This window comes from Psychromonas sp. psych-6C06 (assembly GCF_002835465.1).
Taxonomy (GTDB): domain Bacteria; phylum Pseudomonadota; class Gammaproteobacteria; order Enterobacterales; family Psychromonadaceae; genus Psychromonas.
This window is the reverse complement of sequence record NZ_PIZM01000001.1, coordinates 223096-242459: the sequence shown is the minus strand read 5'-3', so window position 1 is coordinate 242459 and position 19364 is coordinate 223096. Positions and strand designations below refer to the sequence as shown.

18 protein-coding genes are annotated in these 19364 nt (G+C 40.4%); 4 read left to right on the top strand and 14 right to left on the bottom strand.

The features are described from left to right. Positions 1-9 precede the first annotated feature (9 nt). From bamB to CW745_RS01025, 10 genes are all read right to left on the bottom strand, one after another. Positions 10-1209, bottom strand: coding sequence for an outer membrane protein assembly factor BamB (gene bamB, locus CW745_RS01070; RefSeq protein WP_101106536.1), 1200 nt, complete (start codon positions 1207-1209; stop codon positions 10-12). Between the two features lie 14 nt (positions 1210-1223). Then, positions 1224-1901, bottom strand: a complete 678-nt coding sequence (locus tag CW745_RS01065) for a tetratricopeptide repeat protein (RefSeq protein WP_101106535.1) — start codon at positions 1899-1901, stop codon at positions 1224-1226. A gap of 27 nt (positions 1902-1928) precedes the next feature. Next, entirely contained in the window at positions 1929-3200 is a 1272-nt protein-coding gene (gene hisS, locus CW745_RS01060) for a histidine--tRNA ligase (protein WP_101106534.1), read from the bottom strand. A 192-nt stretch (positions 3201-3392) separates the two neighbouring features. Beyond that, positions 3393-4502: a flavodoxin-dependent (E)-4-hydroxy-3-methylbut-2-enyl-diphosphate synthase gene (gene ispG, locus CW745_RS01055; RefSeq protein ID WP_101106533.1), complete on the bottom strand. Its 1110-nt coding sequence runs from the start codon at positions 4500-4502 to the stop codon at positions 3393-3395. 24 nt (positions 4503-4526) lie between these two features. After that, positions 4527-5636: a RodZ domain-containing protein gene (locus CW745_RS01050; RefSeq protein WP_101106532.1), complete on the bottom strand. Its 1110-nt coding sequence runs from the start codon at positions 5634-5636 to the stop codon at positions 4527-4529. Between the two features lie 2 nt (positions 5637-5638). Next, positions 5639-6421 (bottom strand): type IV pilus biogenesis/stability protein PilW, encoded by a 783-nt coding sequence (gene pilW / locus CW745_RS01045; RefSeq protein WP_101106531.1) that lies wholly within the window; start codon positions 6419-6421, stop codon positions 5639-5641. A 119-nt stretch (positions 6422-6540) separates the two neighbouring features. Next, entirely contained in the window at positions 6541-7659 is a 1119-nt protein-coding gene (locus tag CW745_RS01040) for a bifunctional tRNA (adenosine(37)-C2)-methyltransferase TrmG/ribosomal RNA large subunit methyltransferase RlmN (RefSeq protein ID WP_101106530.1), read from the bottom strand. 174 nt (positions 7660-7833) lie between these two features. After that, positions 7834-8064: a FeoC-like transcriptional regulator gene (locus CW745_RS01035; RefSeq protein ID WP_101106529.1), complete on the bottom strand. Its 231-nt coding sequence runs from the start codon at positions 8062-8064 to the stop codon at positions 7834-7836. Beyond that, positions 8061-10349, bottom strand: a complete 2289-nt coding sequence (gene feoB, locus CW745_RS01030; RefSeq protein ID WP_101106528.1) for a Fe(2+) transporter permease subunit FeoB — start codon at positions 10347-10349, stop codon at positions 8061-8063. Before feoB ends, CW745_RS01035 begins: the two co-directional genes overlap by 4 nt. Next, entirely contained in the window at positions 10346-10576 is a 231-nt protein-coding gene (locus CW745_RS01025) for a FeoA family protein (RefSeq protein ID WP_101106527.1), read from the bottom strand. The genes feoB and CW745_RS01025 overlap by 4 nt, the downstream gene beginning before the upstream one ends. Before the next feature lie 179 nt (positions 10577-10755). Between CW745_RS01025 and yciH the strand changes: the two genes are divergently transcribed. Beyond that, positions 10756-11082, top strand: a complete 327-nt coding sequence (yciH, locus tag CW745_RS01020; protein ID WP_101106526.1) for a stress response translation initiation inhibitor YciH — start codon at positions 10756-10758, stop codon at positions 11080-11082. Positions 11083-11094: 12 nt separating this feature from the next. Continuing rightward, a complete protein-coding gene (locus CW745_RS01015) occupies positions 11095-13176 on the top strand; it encodes an AsmA family protein (protein WP_101106525.1) in 2082 nt (693 codons plus the stop codon). 269 nt (positions 13177-13445) lie between these two features. On the opposite strand, the gene CW745_RS01010 is transcribed toward CW745_RS01015, so the two are convergent. Beyond that, the gene (locus CW745_RS01010; protein ID WP_101106524.1) at positions 13446-14405 is read right to left on the bottom strand and encodes a TDT family transporter; all 960 of its coding nucleotides are present in this window, start codon (positions 14403-14405) and stop codon (positions 13446-13448) included. A 117-nt stretch (positions 14406-14522) separates the two neighbouring features. Here CW745_RS01010 and CW745_RS01005 point away from each other — a divergent pair, with 117 nt between their 5' ends. Next, positions 14523-15413, top strand: a complete 891-nt coding sequence (locus tag CW745_RS01005) for a LysR family transcriptional regulator (RefSeq protein ID WP_101106523.1) — start codon at positions 14523-14525, stop codon at positions 15411-15413. Positions 15414-15690: 277 nt separating this feature from the next. On the opposite strand, the gene aroC is transcribed toward CW745_RS01005, so the two are convergent. Both aroC and prmB read right to left on the bottom strand, forming a co-directional pair. Next, a complete protein-coding gene (aroC, locus tag CW745_RS01000; protein WP_101106522.1) occupies positions 15691-16779 on the bottom strand; it encodes a chorismate synthase in 1089 nt (362 codons plus the stop codon). Between the two features lie 57 nt (positions 16780-16836). Then, positions 16837-17748: a 50S ribosomal protein L3 N(5)-glutamine methyltransferase gene (gene prmB, locus CW745_RS00995; protein ID WP_101106521.1), complete on the bottom strand. Its 912-nt coding sequence runs from the start codon at positions 17746-17748 to the stop codon at positions 16837-16839. Between the two features lie 54 nt (positions 17749-17802). Between prmB and smrB the strand changes: the two genes are divergently transcribed. Beyond that, complete coding sequence (smrB, locus tag CW745_RS00990; protein WP_101106520.1) at positions 17803-18348, top strand: endonuclease SmrB; 546 nt, start codon at positions 17803-17805, stop codon at positions 18346-18348. A 43-nt stretch (positions 18349-18391) separates the two neighbouring features. Here smrB and CW745_RS00985 read toward each other — a convergent pair whose 3' ends face one another. Then, the gene (locus CW745_RS00985; RefSeq protein ID WP_101107066.1) at positions 18392-19336 is read right to left on the bottom strand and encodes a sterol desaturase family protein; all 945 of its coding nucleotides are present in this window, start codon (positions 19334-19336) and stop codon (positions 18392-18394) included. Positions 19337-19364: the final 28 nt, after the last annotated feature.

Sequence of the window (19364 nt, the reverse complement as noted above, 5' to 3'; positions counted from 1 at the left end):
ACAATAATACTATTTCTTATTAATTGATGGTTTCTCTATTGCAATCAGTTTACCACTTCGAGTTTGTAAGTAGAGGTAATCTCTTCCTGCAAAAGGTTGCATATACAAACCATCAGAATCAAGATCTTGCTGTGCGACAAACTCACCACTGTCTCTGTCTATCCAGTGAAGGTAACCTTCGCCATCACCAACAACAATATATTCATTAGCGATAGTAACACCGGTCACATTACGATAAGCAAGTTGCTTATTTGACCAGATTTCATCACCACTAGAGCGATCAACGGCATAAATATAACCACGATAATCACTTAGGAAAATACTGGCTCCCGCAAGGGCGATGTCGCTAAAACCAGAGTACTTTCTTTCCCATATCTGCGTACCTTTTAAAAGGTCAATCGCCACTAAATTACCGTTATACGCCAAGGTGTATATAATTCCGTTACGAATAACGGGCTTCATATCTGCATCAACAATACGATCTAACTCAGTAGCGCCATAAGGACGAGCAACAGGTAATTGCCACAAAGGTTGTCCTGTATTAAGAAGTGCAGCTGAAACAAAGCCATCGGCACGACCGTAAATAATACCACCCTGTGAAATAGCAGGCGTCGCACTTCCACGTAGCGTAAGGTTTGGCTGTTTGTTATTTAACACCCACTGTTGTTCACCCGTTGCACTATCAAGCGCAATCAAATCACCGCGGCTAGTATGAATAACCACTAAGCCCGTTGAATAGACAGGACTTGCAATGACTTCACCGGTCACTTTAGCAAACCACTTTAGATCGCCCGTTTCTTTATCTAGTGCAAAAACCTGTGCGTTTTCAGTACCAATATAAAGGGTATCTAATGCTAAGTGGACACCACCAGAGAAACGAGCAGAGCGATTAAGTGCATTGCTTTCGTGATCACTAAAATCCGTTTCCCACAGCTGACTACCATTTTTTACTGAAAATGCTTTAACTTCACCATCACGCGAAGCAACATACACCGCGTTGGCATCTGCCGTAGGTTGTAATTGTGAATAATATTTATCAACCCCACTGCCAATACTTTTTTGCCATGCAATCTGTGGCTGATAAGTTGCTTCAAACACAGGCAACTCGGCCATTTTTACCACATCTTCTTCACTTGAAAAAAGAGAACAGCCACTTAACAATAAGGCAGTTGTAGTAAGGGTAATAAGCTGTTTAAGGCCTTTATTCATTATTATCTCAACTATTAATTTGCTTCTAAAACGGGTTCATCAGCGGCTTGCTGATTAGCAACAGCTAAGTCATCAAATTGCAGTTGTAAAACAGGATCAATACGTCCGTTACTTGCATCAATGGCTGCTTGGAAGGCAACACGGGCATTATTAACATCGCCTTGTTTTAGATAAGCGGTGCCTTTAACTTGTTCTGCTTTAGCAATAAAGCCAGTTTCTGTGATACGCGTAAGTGTTGCTAACGCCGCATCGTATTGGCCTAATTCAACTTCAACACGTGCTAAACGAAGGTTAATTAATGGGTTTAAAGGCGCATATGTATTTTGCTCCTGTAATTGCACTAATTGTGATTTAGCCAGTTCAAAGTCTGCTTTTAAAACAGCTTCTTTGGCTAGCAACAGCGATGCTAATATTGCGTAATTACTGCTGCTATTTTCAGATATAAAGCTTTTTACATTATCTAAATCAGCTTCTGAACCCTGAGATTCAAAGGTAACTAACATATCATTGTAAGCTTGTGATGCTTTCTCTTGGCCTTCGATTACCGAGTCGTTGTAAAAGCGCCAGCCCCAAAGCCCCGCCAAGCCAACAACTGCACCTATCATTAATGTATTGCCGTTATCTTTCCACCACTGTTTAATGGCGTCAACTTGCTGTTCTTCTGTTTCGTAACCTTCAATAATATCAACCACAATTTTTCCTTAATAAATTATTTGTTCTTAAAAATAAGTAGGTAATACAGCAATCAGTTCATCCATTGCAACCGTTTGTTGATCTGCTTTACCTTGTAAATCTTTTATTGTGACACAGTTATCTTGTAACTCTGTCTCACCGATAATAAGTGCGATTTTTGCGCCACTTTTATCAGCACGTTTCATCTGCTTTTTAAAGTTGCCAGCACCACAGTGATGCATCATTTTAAGCGCAGGTAATTCGTTACGAATAAGCTCAGCCATTTTAAAACCAGCAATATCAGTTTCTTCACCGACTAATACACTATAAATATCAACATCCGCTTGGACATCATCATTAAGTGCAAGTTCATTAAGCATTAATACGATACGCTCAAGACCCATCGCAAAGCCAACTGCAGGTGTTGCTTTACCCCCCAATTGCTCAACTAAACCATCATAACGACCACCAGCACAAATTGTCCCCTGTGCACCAAGGCTTGTTGTTACCCATTCGAATACGGTGCGATTATAATAATCAAGACCACGGACTAAACGTTCATTAATGACATACTTTATTCCAGCAGCATCAAGATATTGTTGTAATTTAGCGAAATGGCTAACCGACTCTTCATCAAGGTGTTCAGAGAGCTTTGGTGCATTTACTAATACCGCCTGTACATCTGGGTTTTTACTGTCCAATACGCGTAGCGGGTTTGTTTTCATACGACGCTTGCTATCTTCATCAAGCTTTTCTTCATGCAGTTCTAAATAACTGACTAGCGCTTCTTTGTATAAAGCACGGGCTTCATTTGAGCCTAATGAGTTAAGTTGCAACTCAACATGTGAGTCGATACCTAAAGCTTTCCAAAGACGCGCAGAAAGTAAAATCACTTCTGCATCGATATCCGGCGTTGCCATGCCAAAGGTTTCAATGGCAAATTGATTAAACTGACGGTAACGCCCTTTTTGTGGACGCTCATGGCGGAACATCGGCCCCATATACCACATACGGCGCTCTTGGTTATATAACAAACCATGCTCGTTACCCGCACGTACACAAGAAGCAGTTCCCTCAGGGCGGAGCGTTAAACTATCGCCATTATCGTCAAAGGTATACATCTCTTTTTCAACGATATCGGTCACTTCACCAATAGAACGTTTGAAAAGCGCAGTGCTTTCCACAATTGGCATACGAATTTCAGAGTAACCATAACTGCTTACGACTTCTCTCAGTAGGGATTCTAATTTTTGCCAAACCGGGGTTTGCTCAGGAAGGGTATCGTTCATACCACGAATAGCTTGGATCTTTTTTGCCACGTTGAATTCTCAATGCTGTTATGCCAGTTCGATTAAATGTATCGTTGCTTTGTCGCTTCTAACAAATTCGGCGAAACAAAGTTTATATACAGGCTTAAGCGACTGGGTATTAATAAAAAATAAGTCGTTATTATACTTAAAAAGCCCGCAATGTGTACCATAACGGGCTTTCTTAACATGATCGTTTAATGATTACACTTTAATAATAACGTTGTTCGGATCACTACGGCTAACACGTGCTCGAATTTTAGCTTCAAGTTGGTCAATCACGTTGTCATTATCAAAACGCTCTTTTTGGCGTTTGCCATCTTCGTAAAAACCACTTTTTGTTTTACCGCCAGTAATACCGATATCGGAAACTAACGCTTCACCAGGGCCATTCACCACACAGCCAATAATTGAAACATCAATTGGGGTGATAATATCTTCAAGGCGCTCTTCTAATGCATTGACCGTTGCAATCACATCAAATTCTTGACGCGAACAGGTTGGGCAGGCAATAAAGTTAATACCGCGACTACGAATACGCAGTGACTTTAAAATATCAAACCCCACTTTAATCTCTTCGACGGGGTCAGCGGCTAACGAAACACGCAGCGTATCGCCGATGCCCTGTGAAAGTAACATGCCCATTCCTACTGCAGACTTCACGCTACCACTTCTCAAGCCACCTGCTTCGGTTATCCCTAAATGCAGTGGTTGCACAATCTGCTTAGCCAGCAGTTGATATGATTCAACAGCAAGTAACGCATCGGATGCTTTTACGCTCACTTTAAATTGTTCAAAGTTCAGTCTATCGAGAATATCAACGTGACGAAGTGCAGAATCTACTAGTGCTTGCGCGGTAGGCTCACCGTATTGCTCTTGAATATCAGCCTCTAAAGACCCACCATTAACACCTATACGAATCGGAATATTATTATGTCGAGCACAATCAACGACACTGCGGATTCGTTGCTCATTACCAATATTACCAGGATTAATACGTAAACAATCGACCCCGTACTCTGCCACTTTAAGTGCGATACGATAATCAAAGTGAATATCAGCAATTAATGGAATGTTGACCTGTTGCTTAATCTCTTTAAAGGCTTCAGCTGCGTTCATTGTCGGTACAGAAACACGTACCATATCTGCGCCAACAGCTTCTAAACGTTTAATTTGTGCAACGGTGGCGGCTACATCGGTCGTTAAGGTATTAGTCATCGATTGTACTGAAATTGGTGCGTCACCACCAACGGGCACATTGCCCACCATGATCTGTTTAGAAACACGACGAATAATTGAAGAGGTATGACTCATAAAAAGTGACTCACTGTTTAAAATTTAAGAGAGTGGCACGCTAAATTGCGCACTGCGGCCGGGTGTAAATTCACCTTCGATAATTTGATCGTGGTATTGTATCTCGACAACACTCGGATCACCTAATTTTAGCTGAAAAGGGGCTGTACCTTTAAGCATTAAAACACGACCATTTTTATATAAACCAAATGCGATACGTTTACCGGTCGCATCAAATATTTCAGTCCAGCAATCCCCCATAAAACTTAGGTAGAGTTCCTCAGGCCCCTTATATTCTTCAACTTGCTCCTCAATCACAGCTTCTGGTTCACGACTGCTATTTTCCTCAGACTCTGTTGATGGGGCCGTTGTAAAAGCATCAAAACTAGCATTTTGCGTATTTTGTGGTTCGCTATGTTGTTCATTAATCGCTGAATAATCAGTAACAGGAGCCTCACTTTCAGCTTCAATTACTTCTTTCACATCATTGATTGGGGCGGTAGGAACAACTGTTGGGGTTACTTGTGGTGCAATACTCGGTATTGCACTAGGTATGATACTAGGCACAAGGCTCGGCGCAATGACCGGGGTCACAGCAGTGTTTAGCGTAGCCGAGACTTTCTGTGCAATCGGCAATTTAACGGCAGTTTGAATGGGTGGAATTGTCTCGTTAGGGCCCACTATATGAGTTTTGATTAACGATTGTTCTTCTGGTGTTAATACCGAATCAAATGCGCTAAAAAAGTGATGCTGGAATTGATAAACAATACCGATAAGCAACAAAATAAAAACCAATAACAGGGGAATTTTAAAGGAACGTTTATTTGTGCGCGGTAACATTAACGGAGAAGCTTTTAATATTTTCTTCTCTTTTTGAATGCATTCTAGCTGCTGAAATTCAGAATATTTACCTAATTCAGTAAAATGCAGTAATTTAGCATAATTGACCAAATAACCACGCAGATAAATTAGCGGGTATTTGTTTTGTGCAAATATATCATCAAGATCATCTTCAAGATCACGCACCGTTGTTGTCGATAAATTTAGCTGACTCGCCGCCTCTTCAATGGATAACGAGGCGCCTTCACGCGCATCTTTGAGTGCTTGCCCTAAAGGTTTAACTGTCTCTGTTGAGGGGATGCTATCAGTCTTCATTGTTAATAGTACTCATGATTTAAATAGTCTAAGGCGCGTTGAGACTCAGGGAATTGCTCTAGTAGTTGCGCAGCATATTTACTTAGGCTAGCCCCTTTTTCGGTCGCATAACTCAGGCGAATCCATTGCCATAAGCTTTCAGCCGTTGCTTTATTTTTTTTCTGGAAATTAAACAGGTTTAAACGTGCTTCATTATAGGCTTTTTTATCAATATTAAGCTTGGCAAGTGAGAGATGGATGTAGGTTTTGTTTGGGTTATGAGAAAGCGCATATTGATAATAGAAAATTGCTTTATCAACGGCTTGTGCTTTTTCTGCACACAACGCTGCATTTTCATAAGTGTTTGCCACACTGGTGTAACTCGATTGCTCTACCGCGCTTAAGAAAGCATCTTCAGCCTCTTCATAACGTTTTAATTTACATAAGAAAGTACCGTAGTTATTGTAAGTATCAGCATTCTTAGAATCTATTCGTAGTGAATGTTTGTAATACTCTTCGGCGGTGTCATTTTCATTTACACGTTGGTAGTAATAAGCAAAGATGCGGTAAATATCGGCGTTATTAGGTTGGTATTCTAAGGCTTTATCGAGGTTTTCTTTGGCTTGCTGCATATTATTTTTACGCAGATAAACAAGGGCTAGCTTAACACGTGTATCCGCAGCGCCTTTGGGATCAAACTGAGTGGCTTTACCCGCACCAGAGTTTTTAGTGGTAACAGTTGTTTCACTAGAAACACAAGCACTTAAGAAAAAAATCGATGATAAAACGATGAAAAATAAACGCATAGTAGCCTTAAAAAGCTGAGATAAATTAACGCAACATTGTGAACTATTTACCTCAAATTTTCATGTTATTTAATGCGGTTATACAACTTCGATCGCCCTGTCATCGCAAGATTTTATTTTTACGCCTCAGAAATGCTGATATTTTCACCTTTTTGACGTTTTTTGATGACTCGTTTAGTACGATCAATGACATCTCCTACCAATTGCCCACAGGCTGCATCAATGTCATCACCACGTGTTTTACGCACGATCACTGTATAACCATATTCCATTAACACTTTGTTAAAGCGATCAACACGACTATTACTTGGTTTTTCGTAATCGTTACCTGGGAATGGGTTAAACGGGATCAAGTTAATTTTACAGGGCGTATCTTTTAAAAGGTGTGCGAGCTCATGGGCTTGATCCGTTGAATCATTAAAGTGATCTAGTAATAAGTATTCAATGGTCACTTTGCCACGGTTCGCTTTAGATTTACCGATATAGCGTTTCACACCAGCAAGGAAGTCAGCAATATTATATTTATCGTTAATTGGCATCATCTGTGAGCGTAATTCATCATTTGATGCATGTAATGAGATAGCTAATGCGACGTCGATTTTATCTCCCAAAATATCTAATGCCGGCACAACGCCTGAAGTAGAAAGCGTCACACGACGTTTTGATAATGCATATCCAAAATCATCTAGCATTAATTCCATTGCAGGGATCACGTTATTTAAATTAAGTAGAGGCTCACCCATGCCCATCATGACCACGTTAGTGATTGGACGTTTACCCTCTTTCCCCATCACTCCAACAACTTGTGCTGCACGCCAAACCTGACCAATGATTTCCGACACACTTAAATTTCGGTTAAAACCTTGCTGCGCCGTTGAGCAAAAGTTACACGCCAATGCACAGCCAACCTGCGAAGAAACACACAGTGTTGCACGGTCTTTTTCAGGAATGTAAACCGTTTCAATATCTTGGTTACCAACACTCATGACCCACTTTATCGTCCCATCACTACTACGTTGTTCAACTTTCACTTCTGGGGCAACAATTTCAGCTCTTGCTTTAAGTTTTTCTCGTAGTTTTTTATTGATGTTATCCATCTTATCGAAGTCATCACAACCAAAATGGTAAACCCACTTCATCACCTGCTCCGCACGGAATGCTTTTTCGCCTAGCTCAACAAAAAACGCACGTAACGATTCACGGTTTAGATCTAATAGGTTTACTTTTTTAATACTCATAGGAGCCTCGATAGTACAAAATGCTAAAAAGGAGGGATTTTACAAGATTCAATGAAGATAGCTACCGATAAAAGCCCATGAATTATATGCGGGATAGGTTAGGTTTCTCCTTTATTGGTTATTTTTATTACCTCAAAGGGGAACACAACAGACTTTTATCGATATGTGCTTTATTTAAACAATTGTTAGCGCAGGGATTTGTTGCTTATCTGTCGTGCTGTAGTAGATGATAGGGGGCAACTGCTCACCACGTTGATGCACGGATTTTTGCACTTTCCCAGATCGCATTAATGGTGCAATCAAAGCATCTAAACCTGCTTGGCGCAAATGAAAGTGCTTGAGCAGAGCAGATTCTTCAACCCGCCCAGCCTGCTGCAAATATTCATAAATAGATTTTAATATCATGCTAAAGCACGTACTGCGAGGACGTTGCCTCGACGCCTTAATTGCCAAATCACGGCGACCACAATTAATACCGAAGCAATAATATAGATGATATGGCTATTTGGTTGCATCGAAAAAGTCGCAATTTGATAATAGGAAACCGATACGATATACGCGGTAGCGGTTGTCCAGATAGCAATAAATTTCGCCCATTGTCCGCCCACTTCGCGCACTATTGCCCCCATCGCAGCAGCACAAGGTGCATACAACAAAATAAACAATAGGTATGCAAAGGCTGCTTCTGGGGTCACAAAGGCGCTTTGTATATTTGTGAAAATAGTTAAATCAACGCCCTGCTCTTCAGCGACTTCCTCATGGTTCGCTAAATCACCAACATCTAAACCAAGCGGATCACTGATATTAATGCCCATTAGGTTTTCAGGAATCGTGGCTAACGCTTCATTTAGTTTTGCAGCTAATGTCAGCGTTACTTCTTCACCTGCTTCTTGAGTTGAATACAGGTTATTAAGCGTACCAACAACCGCCTCTTTAGCGAATAATCCAGTCACGATGCCCACTGTTGCCGGCCAGTTATCCTGTGTTACGCCTAATGGCGATAATAGCGGTGTGACAATTTGTGCACCTTTACTAAGCACTGAATCAGCACTGTCTTGGTGGCCAAAGCTACCATCTGTTCCAATCGAATTAACAACATTTAACAGCGTCACTACAATCACGATGGTTTTCCCGGCACCGAAAACGAAGTTTTTCAGCTTTTGCCAAGTTTTAAGCAACGTATTTCGCAGGGTTGGAAACTCATAGTCAGGCAACTCTAAAAACATGTTTTCACTTTTACCCGGTAATAGCGTGCGGCTTAATACAAACCCCGTTAACACCGCCACTAAAACACCAATGAGATAGAGAAGAAAAACGATGTTTTGTCCGCTTTCAGGAAAGAACGCACTGGCAAATAACGCATATACAGGTAAACGAGCGCCACAGGACATAAACGGCGACATCACCACGGTTAATAATCTTTCACGCTCTTTCTCCAAGGTACGAGCGGCCATCACTGCAGGTACTGTACAGCCAAATCCAACAATCATAGGCACAAATGATTTACCGGGTAAACCGATCACTTGCATCGTTTTATCAATAACAAGGGCTGCACGCGCAAGGTAACCAGAGCTTTCCAGTAACGCTAGAAATAGATATAAACAGCCAATCACCGGAATAAAAGTCATCACGGTTTGCACACCATTACCAGCCCCATAAGCCAGCACATTAATTAGCCAGTCAGGTGCGGAGACAGCCCCCAAAAGTTGCGCGGTTCCATCTACAAAAATAGCGCCTGCACTAATATCAAAGAAGTCTATAAAGGCGCTACCAATATTGATAGAAAACATGAACATCAGATACATTACTAATAAAAAGATAGGAATACCCAGGAAACGATTTAATACTAAGGCATCTATTTTTTCACTCAACGAACGACCTAGTTTACCTTCGGTGCGCACCGCATCTTGTACAACTTGATAAATAAAGGTGTAACGCGTATCTGCTATCTGTAAATCGATATCAAATTCAGGATCACTTTCTAGTTGCTGTTTATGCGCTAAAAATTGTGTTTGCTGTGTTTTATCCAGCTGTGAATAAAGACGACTATCCCCCTCTAACAACTTAATAGCTAAAGCTCTTCTTTCAAGGTGAGCACTGTTTTTTGCGAGTAATAAGGCGCTACTATCAATTAAAGGTGAGAGTTTTGTTCCGTAATCAAGCTCAATCGGGTCGCCCATTGATTGATTGGTAAAAGTAGGTAGTTGCTCAGAGAATTGCTTTACTGACTTTTTATCATGCGCAGATAATGTAACAACAGGGCAATCTAACTGTTTCATTAAGCGCTTTTTATTAATCACTAACTGTTTTTTTGTCGCCACGTCCATTTTATTGATAACAGCCACAACGGGTAACCCTAGCTCTTTAAGTTGTAGAGTTAAATACAAACTACGCTCTAAACAACTTGCGTCAATAACGTTAATGACCAAATCAGGGCGTTGCTGGCTGATATAATCAAAGGCTACGCGTTCGTCTAGGGAGCTCCCCTCGTTATCTACATCTAAGCTATATATGCCCGGAAGATCAACAATTCGTACTTCACTATTATCTGCTAATGTAAAGTAACCGGTCTTTTTTTCAACCGTCACACCACTCCAGTTGCCTACATTCTGATTGGCACCGGTGAGCATATTAAAGAGACTCGTTTTACCCGAATTTGGATTACCAATGGTTGCTATCGTTAGGCTCATGCTGATAACTCCACTTGAATATGACCTAAGACCACTTTACGAAGCGCGATGCTACTACTTGCACAGCGAATAACCACGGGGTCTCCCATTGGCGCAAGACGCAGTAACTCTACTTTTGCTTTGGGTAGAAAGCCTAAATTTAGCAATTTCTTGCGCATGATTGGTTCCATTTCCTGCATGCTGACGATTGTTGCACTTTGCCCTGCACGTAGTTCCGATAATACCATCTTTTTTTACCTTAATTTGCAGCGTAATGATAACGCCAATAACAATCACTCTCATTTAGAGGTGATGTTAATGTAAAAAATTAAGTGAAACAATGTTTTTGATCAATCTTAAATCACTCTCTGCTAGACTAAGGAAATTAGTCAATTTTAATTAATTTTTCATTTAGTAAGGAAAAAACATGGACTTAAGTGGACTTAATTTAGTTTATTCAACCGATGGCGGAAAAATTGAGCAACCTAAAGAGAAAAAAAAGGCCCCCGAAGGTGATGGCATCATCCGTTTACACCGAGAAACTAAAGGTAGAAAAGGAAAAGGCGTTACACTGATTAAAGGCTTACAGCTTGATGAAAAGGCGTTGAAAGCACTCGCTAAAGAGATTAAAAAACGCACTGGCACAGGTGGTGCAGTAAAAGAGTTTGTAATTGAAATTCAAGGCGAACAACGCGACATCATCAAATCATTATTGGAAGCTAAGGGCTATACCGTCAAATTAGCGGGTAGTTAAAGGAGCAGGTAAATGAAGTTATTTATTAAATTAGCCATCACATTGGTTGTGCTGTTGCTACTAGCAGTATTGGTATTATTAGTACTCGTTAATCCCAATGATTATAAACCCGAAATAGAAGCACAAGTTAAACAAAGTATTAATCGTGACTTACATATTAAAGGTGATATCGGTTGGACGTTTTTCCCACAACTTGGTTTTAGTGCTGGTGAAATTGAGCTAGATAATTTATCTGGTTTCAGCAAACCACACCTTGCTAAAGTTAAAGATGCTTCCCTTGGAATAAATATTTTACCATTATTAAAAGGTGAAATTTCGATTGGTAAGCTCACCCTTGATGGTTTTGAATTAACCCTACTGACTACTAAAGAAGGTGTTTCAAACCTGGATAATATGAGCAGTGCTACCGAGAACACGACAGACGATAATAACACTAGCACATCTGAAAACGACTCCCCTGAAGATACCACTCAGGGTGAAAGCTTCTTTGATATCAGTAAAACACAGTTAGCCGGTATTGATATCAACAATACCGTGATTGAAATCCAAGATTTACAAGCGGATAGCTACCAAAAATTTACCGTTAATGAGATTAAACTTGGCCAGTTTAGCTTTGATCAAGCAACCGATTTGAGTGTTATTACAGCCTTGGTCATTGATGATATGAAGGTCAATTTACAGTTAACCTCGAAGTTGCTGGTTAATAATAGCCTAGATAACATTCAGCTTAATAACCTACTCCTTAAAACTGATGTCACTGCAGATGCGTTACCAAATGGTGCGTTAAACAGTCTGTTAAAAACAGATATTAATTATGCAGTTAACAGCAAAAAAGTAACGCTTGCTGGTGTTGACATTAAAACCGATATCAGTGGCGATAATCTACCTAATAAAAAAGTGGTAACCCAGTTTAATGCTGATGTGACTTACCTTATCGATAGCCAAAAGGCCTCTATCGATAACCTTAAGCTATTGATCGATAAATTATCATTAGCGGGCGATGTAACCGTGCAAACCGGTCTGTTAACCAAAGTACGTTATCAGTTGGTCGCTAATGAGTGGGATCTTAACCCCTATATGGCTCAGAAAGAGAAACAGGCAACAAGCTCTGATGCAGCTAATAGTCCCTCTGGCACAGATTCATCATCAACTTCAAGCAACACCTCCGAAGAAGTTGAACCGGATTTAAGTTTCTTAAAAGGGTTAGATATTGATGGAACTTTAAAGATTGCAGGCGTTAAGGTTGAAAAAATCAAAATTGGTGAAATCAACAAACACCTGATTATTAAAAAAGGTAAGGCACAGCTTAAACCACTGACAGCAGCGTTATACGGAGGGATGCTAACGGTTAACGGTGAAGTAGATGAGAGCAACGGTAAAAACAAATATCAAATTGCGACTCAGCTGAAAAACGTTTCACTACGCCCACTTTTAACCGATGCGGCCGAACTTGATATGCTAAGTGGTACAACTGCCTTTGACTTCACAGGTAAAGGGCAAGGTCTTACTGCCACCAAAATACAAGAAGAGATTATTGGCCAAGGTAACTTCAAACTACTTGATGGTGAGTTGTATGGTGTCAATATTCCTCAAGAGATACGTGTTCTTAAAGCTAAAATAAAAGGTAAGGCTTTACCTACAAGTGACAGCATTAAGAAAACCGACTTTGCTTCGCTAACCGGTAATTTCAGTATCGCCAGTGGTTTAGTGAATAATCAAAAATTATTAATGTTATCACCTGTAATGCGCCTTGATGGTAATGGTTTAGCACATATTATTGAGCAATCTTTGGATTATAAATTGAGTATTACACCACTGTCTAAAAGCACTGAAAAAACTGATTACGCAGATTTAACGGGGATTACATTACCTCTACTTATCAAGGGTAGCTTTACCAATCCTAGTTTTTCTATCGATACAGATGGAGCATTAAAAGACTATGCGAAACAACAGCTTGCTGAAAAACAGGAAAAGCTAAAACAACAGGCTGAAAAAGCGCTCAGCGAGCAAACTAAAAATTTGGACGCTGAAACGCAGGAGAAGATAAAGAAAGAGAGTAAACGTTTAGAAGACAAGCTTAAAAAGTTCTTTTAGATAATACGTTACTCACCTCAGCGTAGTATCGAGGTGAGTAATACCAAACGAAATAAATAGCTGATCTATTTTACTGGTTAAAGTAACTTATCTCTTCGTTGCAACTTTCGCAAAGGGAACAACCATTAAGCATTAACCTCCCCTTGTTAATGCACGTTAGAGGATTAACGTAGTTAATTGCTCGGTAGTTACGTCAAATTTCGCCTTGAGTTAAGCCACTTTTCCTGCGCAAAATTTAGATCACATACTTAATTCGATTGGTATAACAACTAACACTGTGCATTTCTAAAGGGATTAAAATGAACAAGGTAACGTGCACAAACATAACCCACCATTACCGTTGCTAACATTAACTCTACATAAGCAACCTGCTCAATTAATTCAACTAACCAAACTGTATAACCATTTTCCTGTAAATATTGACTGGTTTTAAACATCGCTGTAGCGCCAATTACCAGCGGAAAAGTAAAGGCAGAATAAGCAGGTGTAAAAGGTAAACGTAATAACCTGCGCATCGCGATATAGATAAATAACGTCATCACCAATGCAATAGTGGCCAGTGCACTGACGATTAATAAGCTAGGTTGTTCAGTAATTGTTAAGTAACCCGCAAGGCTTAGGCTTGCTGGGGCTGCAAATACCGCGATCGTTGGCATCTCCCCTTCCGCTAATTGACTATGAATAAAATAGCGATATAACATGGTTGGCAATAACAGTGCATAGGCGATTAAACCAAACAGTAATAATGCATTGGCAAGGTTGTATAGACTACCACCGGGGAATGAGACTACCGCCACCACTATTCCGACTGGCGGGATGAACCAGCTTGGTAAAAGGTGCTCAAACTTAAAATCTTTAATACGATAATAGATAAACACGGCTAGAAAGCTAAGGTGTAAAACAATCGCAGTTAACCACAAAAACAGTGCGAACTGGTGATAAAAGTGATTAATATTATTAGCAACAACCATGCTCGCCATCGTAAATGTTGGCACAACACTACCGCTCATATGATGCGATAAATCTTTTTTCAATAGTTTTGGGTTAAGTAGAAATTTCAATGCAAGTGCGATTAATAAAGGTGATGCGATTAAAGCGCCTAACATCTGCATCTGACCATTAAAATTACCGCCACTTTCCCAACACCAGCCTAAACTGGCAATAGCAAGGGCAAGACCTGCCACAGCGGTTGGTATGCTTGCCACGCATTCAGATAATTTATTATTCATAGCTCCCCCTTTCTTAAAGACAGCGCCAGTATATTAAACCCCATTAGTTAAGAATAGTTTAAACAATTTAACCCTGTGTTAATATTTACTTAACTAAAGTGTTAGCACAGAGGTCATATGAATATAACGCTAAAACAGTTGCAGGTATTTATCTGCATCACACAAGAAAAAACCATGACGGCAGCCGCTGAAAAGCTTTTTTTAAGTAAACCGGCGGTCAGCATGAGTCTTGCTGAGCTAGAAAAGCAGCTTGGACACCCACTTTTTGAGCGAAAAAATAACCGACTGTTTATTAACGACCTCGGTAAACAATTATTACCGTTAGCAGATGAGCAAATTGAGCGTAGTAAATTAATTAACACATTATTTTCAGACAAAAATCAACTCAATGGAAAGCTGGCGATTGGTGCGAGTAATACGCTTGGTAATCACCTACTTCCTTTTTTGCTTTCTGATTTTAGGAAACAATTTCAACTTTATGATCAATCACTGCTTATTGATAACAGTCAGACCATCAGTGAACAGATAAAAGAATATGAATTGGACATCGGCCTTGTCGAGGCAAATCTATTTGATAGTGAAATCACTTCAGTAAAATGGTTACAAGATGAAATGGTGATCGTCTGCCATAGCGGTCACCCCTTGAACAACAAGAAATACCTCACTATTGAGGATTTAGAAAATCAGCAATGGATTTTACGTGAGCAAGGCTCAGGTACGCGAGCATTCTTTTTAAATAAAATTGGGTGTAAGCTTAGTGGCTATCATATTTCACTGGAACTAAAAAGCACCGAAGCGATTATTAATAGTACCAGTGCAGGATTAGGTTTAGCGTGTATTTCAAAAGTAGCTGCACGTCATGCCTTAGCAGATAAACGCTTAAAGCAATTAATCATTAATGTGGACATGCACCGAGATTATTGGCTGATATGGCATAAAGATCGTTACCAAAGTCCACTGATCAAAACCTTTATCGACTTTGCAAAACAGTGGCAACAGCCTTTTTAAGAAAGCAGGAAGGCTGGAAGGAGGAGGAGCTGGAAAGCTGGAAAGCTGAAAAGCTGAAAAGCTGAAAAGCTGGAAAGCTGAAAAGCTGGAAAGCTGGAAAGCTGGAAAGCTGGAAAGCTGGAAAGCTGGAAAGCTGGAAAGCTGAAAAGCTGAAAAGCTGGAAAGCTGGAAAGCTGGAAAGCTGGAAAGCTGGAAGGCTTGTGGCCTTCGAGCCTTCAAGCCCTATAACCTTCCAGCCTTCGAGCCTTCAAGCCCTATATCCTTCCAGCCTAATCCCCTATTTGATTTGTGGGGTGTTGGTGGTCACATGTAGGTTTTGAGCACGATGGCGTAGCAGGTGATCTAATAAAGTGATCGCCATTTGTGCTTCAGCAATCGGCACAGCACGAATACCAACACAGGGATCATGACGGCCTTTAGTGATCATCTCCGTTGCTTCACCATCAGTGGTGATAGTACGTCCCGCAATAGTTAAACTTGAAGTGGGTTTAAGCGCAATTGAAGCAACAATATCTTGCCCTGTTGAAATACCGCCTAACACACCACCAGCATGATTAGATAAAAAGCCCTCTGGCGTTAACTCATCACGATGCTCAGTACCTTTTTGGTTAGCCACCGCAAAACCATCACCAAACTCCACCCCTTTAACGGCATTAATGCTCATTAGCGAGTGTGCAAGCTCTGCATCTAAACGATCAAAGACAGGCTCACCTAAACCAACCGGCACACCAGAGGCAACCACAGTCACTTTGGCACCAACAGAGTTACCCTCTTTAATTAATGCTTTCATGTAATCTTCAAGTGCTGGAATTTTACTGGTATCAGGGAAGAAAAAGGGATTATTTTCCACTTCGTTCCAGTCAATCACATCCGGTGTAATATCACCTAATTGACTCAGGTAACCATGGATCTCAATACCTAATAACTCTTTTAAATATTTTTTAGCAATTGCACCAGCAGCCACACGCATCGCCGTTTCACGAGCTGATGAACGGCCACCACCACGGTAATCACGGTGTCCATATTTCTGATGATAAGTGTAATCAGCATGGCCAGGGCGGAAAAGATCTTTAATTGCAGAATAATCTTTTGAACGTTGGTCAGTATTTTCGATAATTAAACCAATACTACAACCCGTTGTTTTTCCTTCAAATACACCAGAAAGGATTTTAACCTGATCGCCCTCTTGACGCATCGTGGTATAGCGAGACTGCCCTGGGCGACGACGATCTAAATCGTGTTGTAAATCCGCTTCACAAATCTCAAGGTTGGGTGGAATACCATCGATAATACAGCCTAATGCTGCACCGTGGCTCTCACCAAATGTTGTCACTTTAAAAAGTTGACCAATACTACTTCCTGCCATTATTTTTATCCCTAATGTTTAAAGCACCTGATTTTGTATAGGTGCTCAATAATGATATTACAATGTAATCTTTTCTAACTGCGCTTTGGTTAATACAAACACACCATGTCCACCTGATTTAAATTCAATCCACTCAAAGGGAATTTCAGGGTAACTTTGCTGTAGGTGTATCTGAGAATTCCCCACTTCAACAAACAGTAAACCGTTGTCGTTCAGCATATCGGCAGCTTGTTTGAGCATTTTTCGCACTAAATCTAGCCCATCAAAACCACAGGCAAGCCCTAGCTCTGGCTCATGTGTAAACTCTTCTGGTAAGTTTGCCATATCTTCAGCGTCAACATAAGGCGGATTTGACACAATCAGATCATATTTTTCATTTTCGATACCCGAAAACAGATCCGATTGCATCGGGATCACCTGTTGTTCTAAACCGTGTCCTTGTATATTAATTTCCGCTACTTCGAGCGCGTCATCTGATATATCAACCGCATCAACATAGGCTTCTGGGAATGCGTAGGCACAGGCAATTGCAATACATGCACTGCCAGTACAAAGATCTAAAATACGCTCTGGCGCTGTTGTTAACCAAGGTTTAAAACCATCATTGATTAACTCAGCAAAGGGAGAGCGTGGTACTAACGTACGTTCATCTACATAAAATTCAAGACCAGCAAACCATGCTGTGTTTGTTAGGTATGCAACTGGAATACGTAAATCGATACGTTTTTGGATCAGATCAACCAACATTTCTCTTTCATGACGTAAAAGTCGCGCATTTAACATATCAGCACCGCCAAACAGTGGCAGACTCAATGATGGAAGAATCAGTTGCATTGCATCATCTAATGCATTGTCAGCGCCATGGCCGTAAAAAAGCCCTGCTTGGTTAAATTGCGTCGTCGCAAAACGTAACATATCTTGGATAGTAAGCAGTTCATTAACCGCTTCTTGTCGAAAATTCGATTCCAATTTTTTCTCCAACTAAGTTAAACTGCGTCCTCAAAATAGAGAGTTGGAAAAACCATGACAGATAAAAACAGTGATGATGATTTTTCGCTATTTAGCGCAGAATTTTCAGGTATTAAAAAGTTAAAGCAGGATACCATAAAACTGCCACCTAAAAACATGAAGAAAAAGCAGGTTATTCAAGAAAAAATAGCGGCTAACCTTGAAACCGATCACTTCTCCGATGGTTTTGAACCCCACCTTAATGAGGAAGGGCCTGTACGTTATATCCGAGAAGATGCGCAAAAGTATTTGGTTAAACAGTTACGACGTGGTGATTTTGCACCGGAGATCATTCTTGACCTGCATGGCTTAAACCAAGTCGAAGCAAAACGTGAGCTTGGCGCACTGATCTCATGCTGTAAAAAAGAGGGGCTGTATTGCTGTAGCGTATTACACGGTGTCGGCACCTACGTGCTTAAAAAACAGGTACCACTTTGGCTCGCACAGCACCCTGACATTTTGGCCTTTCACCAAGCTCCCCTTGAGTTTGGAGGTCACGGCGCACTGCTGGTATTAGTGGAACTTGAAGATTGGCAAATGAAGCGAGAATTTGAAAAATAACGTCACGCTCTCATTTTAAGGCGCACCTGAGAGTCTTGGTGCGTTACCTATTACTCACCCCCCACCATTGCTGTTTAATCGTTTGCCGATTAATGTCTCGGCTATCTAAACCAAACCCAATAACAGATTCACTTTTACTAAGTAACAAACTCTTAAATAACCGATCCCAAATCGCCAGTGCACTGCCGTAGTTTTTATTAAAATGTTTGCTTTCAATGCTGTGGTGAATCTGGTGCTGTGCCGGACTAATAAACCATTTTTCTAAACGCCCAAACCCCAAGTAATATGGGCTATGGCGCAGGTTACTTCCGAATAAGTTAAATACAAAAACAAATAGGTTAACACCCATTATCTGTAAAACAGAAAGTTGATTTGAAAACAGGTAAACAAATACCCCACTCACAACTGCGCCGACCATAAAGCTACGTATGCTATTAGCAATAAATTCAACAGGATGAATACGATACAAAGTTAAGGGTGTCAGAGTATTAGCGCTATGGTGTACGGCATGAAATCGCCATAAAAAAGAGATGCGATGAAAGCTTAAATGCACTAAAAACTTACAAAAATCACCGATAATAAACAGTGTAAATGCAAATAATAACGTCACACTAAACGGCTCTAATTTAAAGAAGTTTCCTCGGCCAAACACCTCAATAAAGATGCTATTTATAGATAATGCCATGGTGATTTGTAATGCAAAAAAAGGGGCTATCCACAACTTTAACAACAACTGATTTATCACTAGCCAACAAAGATCAACCACTGATGAACTAAGCGTAAAAGCGACTTTTAACGTTTTCGCCTGACGTCGAAATAACAGCACAAGTAACACACTACTGAGCAGATAAAGCCAAAAGAGTCGTTTTTGTGGCTCAGCTAAAAATAGGAGAGGAGCGAATACGCTATCAACAAGCAAAGAGATAATTTTCGTCCATGTAAAATAATTGTTAAAAGACTTGATTTTGTTAATGGTAATAAATATCATTTGCAAAATCAACACAAACAATAACTAT

What these genes read in the sequence shown, in the direction of transcription:
- yciH (WP_101106526.1), top strand. Translation starts at nt 10,756, where the DNA reads ATGGACTTAAGTGGACTTAATTTAGTTTATTCAACCGATGGCGGAAAA.
- CW745_RS01050 (WP_101106532.1), bottom strand. Translation starts at nt 5,636, where the DNA reads ATGAAGACTGATAGCATCCCCTCAACAGAGACAGTTAAACCTTTAGGG.
- CW745_RS01025 (WP_101106527.1), bottom strand. Translation starts at nt 10,576, where the DNA reads ATGGTATTATCGGAACTACGTGCAGGGCAAAGTGCAACAATCGTCAGC.
- CW745_RS01005 (WP_101106523.1), top strand. Translation starts at nt 14,523, where the DNA reads ATGAATATAACGCTAAAACAGTTGCAGGTATTTATCTGCATCACACAA.
- ispG (WP_101106533.1), bottom strand. Translation starts at nt 4,502, where the DNA reads ATGAGTCATACCTCTTCAATTATTCGTCGTGTTTCTAAACAGATCATG.
- CW745_RS01040 (WP_101106530.1), bottom strand. Translation starts at nt 7,659, where the DNA reads ATGAGTATTAAAAAAGTAAACCTATTAGATCTAAACCGTGAATCGTTA.
- pilW (WP_101106531.1), bottom strand. Translation starts at nt 6,421, where the DNA reads ATGCGTTTATTTTTCATCGTTTTATCATCGATTTTTTTCTTAAGTGCT.
- CW745_RS00985 (WP_101107066.1), bottom strand. Translation starts at nt 19,336, where the DNA reads ATGATATTTATTACCATTAACAAAATCAAGTCTTTTAACAATTATTTT.
- feoB (WP_101106528.1), bottom strand. Translation starts at nt 10,349, where the DNA reads ATGAGCCTAACGATAGCAACCATTGGTAATCCAAATTCGGGTAAAACG.
- CW745_RS01010 (WP_101106524.1), bottom strand. Translation starts at nt 14,405, where the DNA reads ATGAATAATAAATTATCTGAATGCGTGGCAAGCATACCAACCGCTGTG.
- smrB (WP_101106520.1), top strand. Translation starts at nt 17,803, where the DNA reads ATGACAGATAAAAACAGTGATGATGATTTTTCGCTATTTAGCGCAGAA.
- aroC (WP_101106522.1), bottom strand. Translation starts at nt 16,779, where the DNA reads ATGGCAGGAAGTAGTATTGGTCAACTTTTTAAAGTGACAACATTTGGT.
- bamB (WP_101106536.1), bottom strand. Translation starts at nt 1,209, where the DNA reads ATGAATAAAGGCCTTAAACAGCTTATTACCCTTACTACAACTGCCTTA.
- CW745_RS01015 (WP_101106525.1), top strand. Translation starts at nt 11,095, where the DNA reads ATGAAGTTATTTATTAAATTAGCCATCACATTGGTTGTGCTGTTGCTA.
- CW745_RS01035 (WP_101106529.1), bottom strand. Translation starts at nt 8,064, where the DNA reads ATGATATTAAAATCTATTTATGAATATTTGCAGCAGGCTGGGCGGGTT.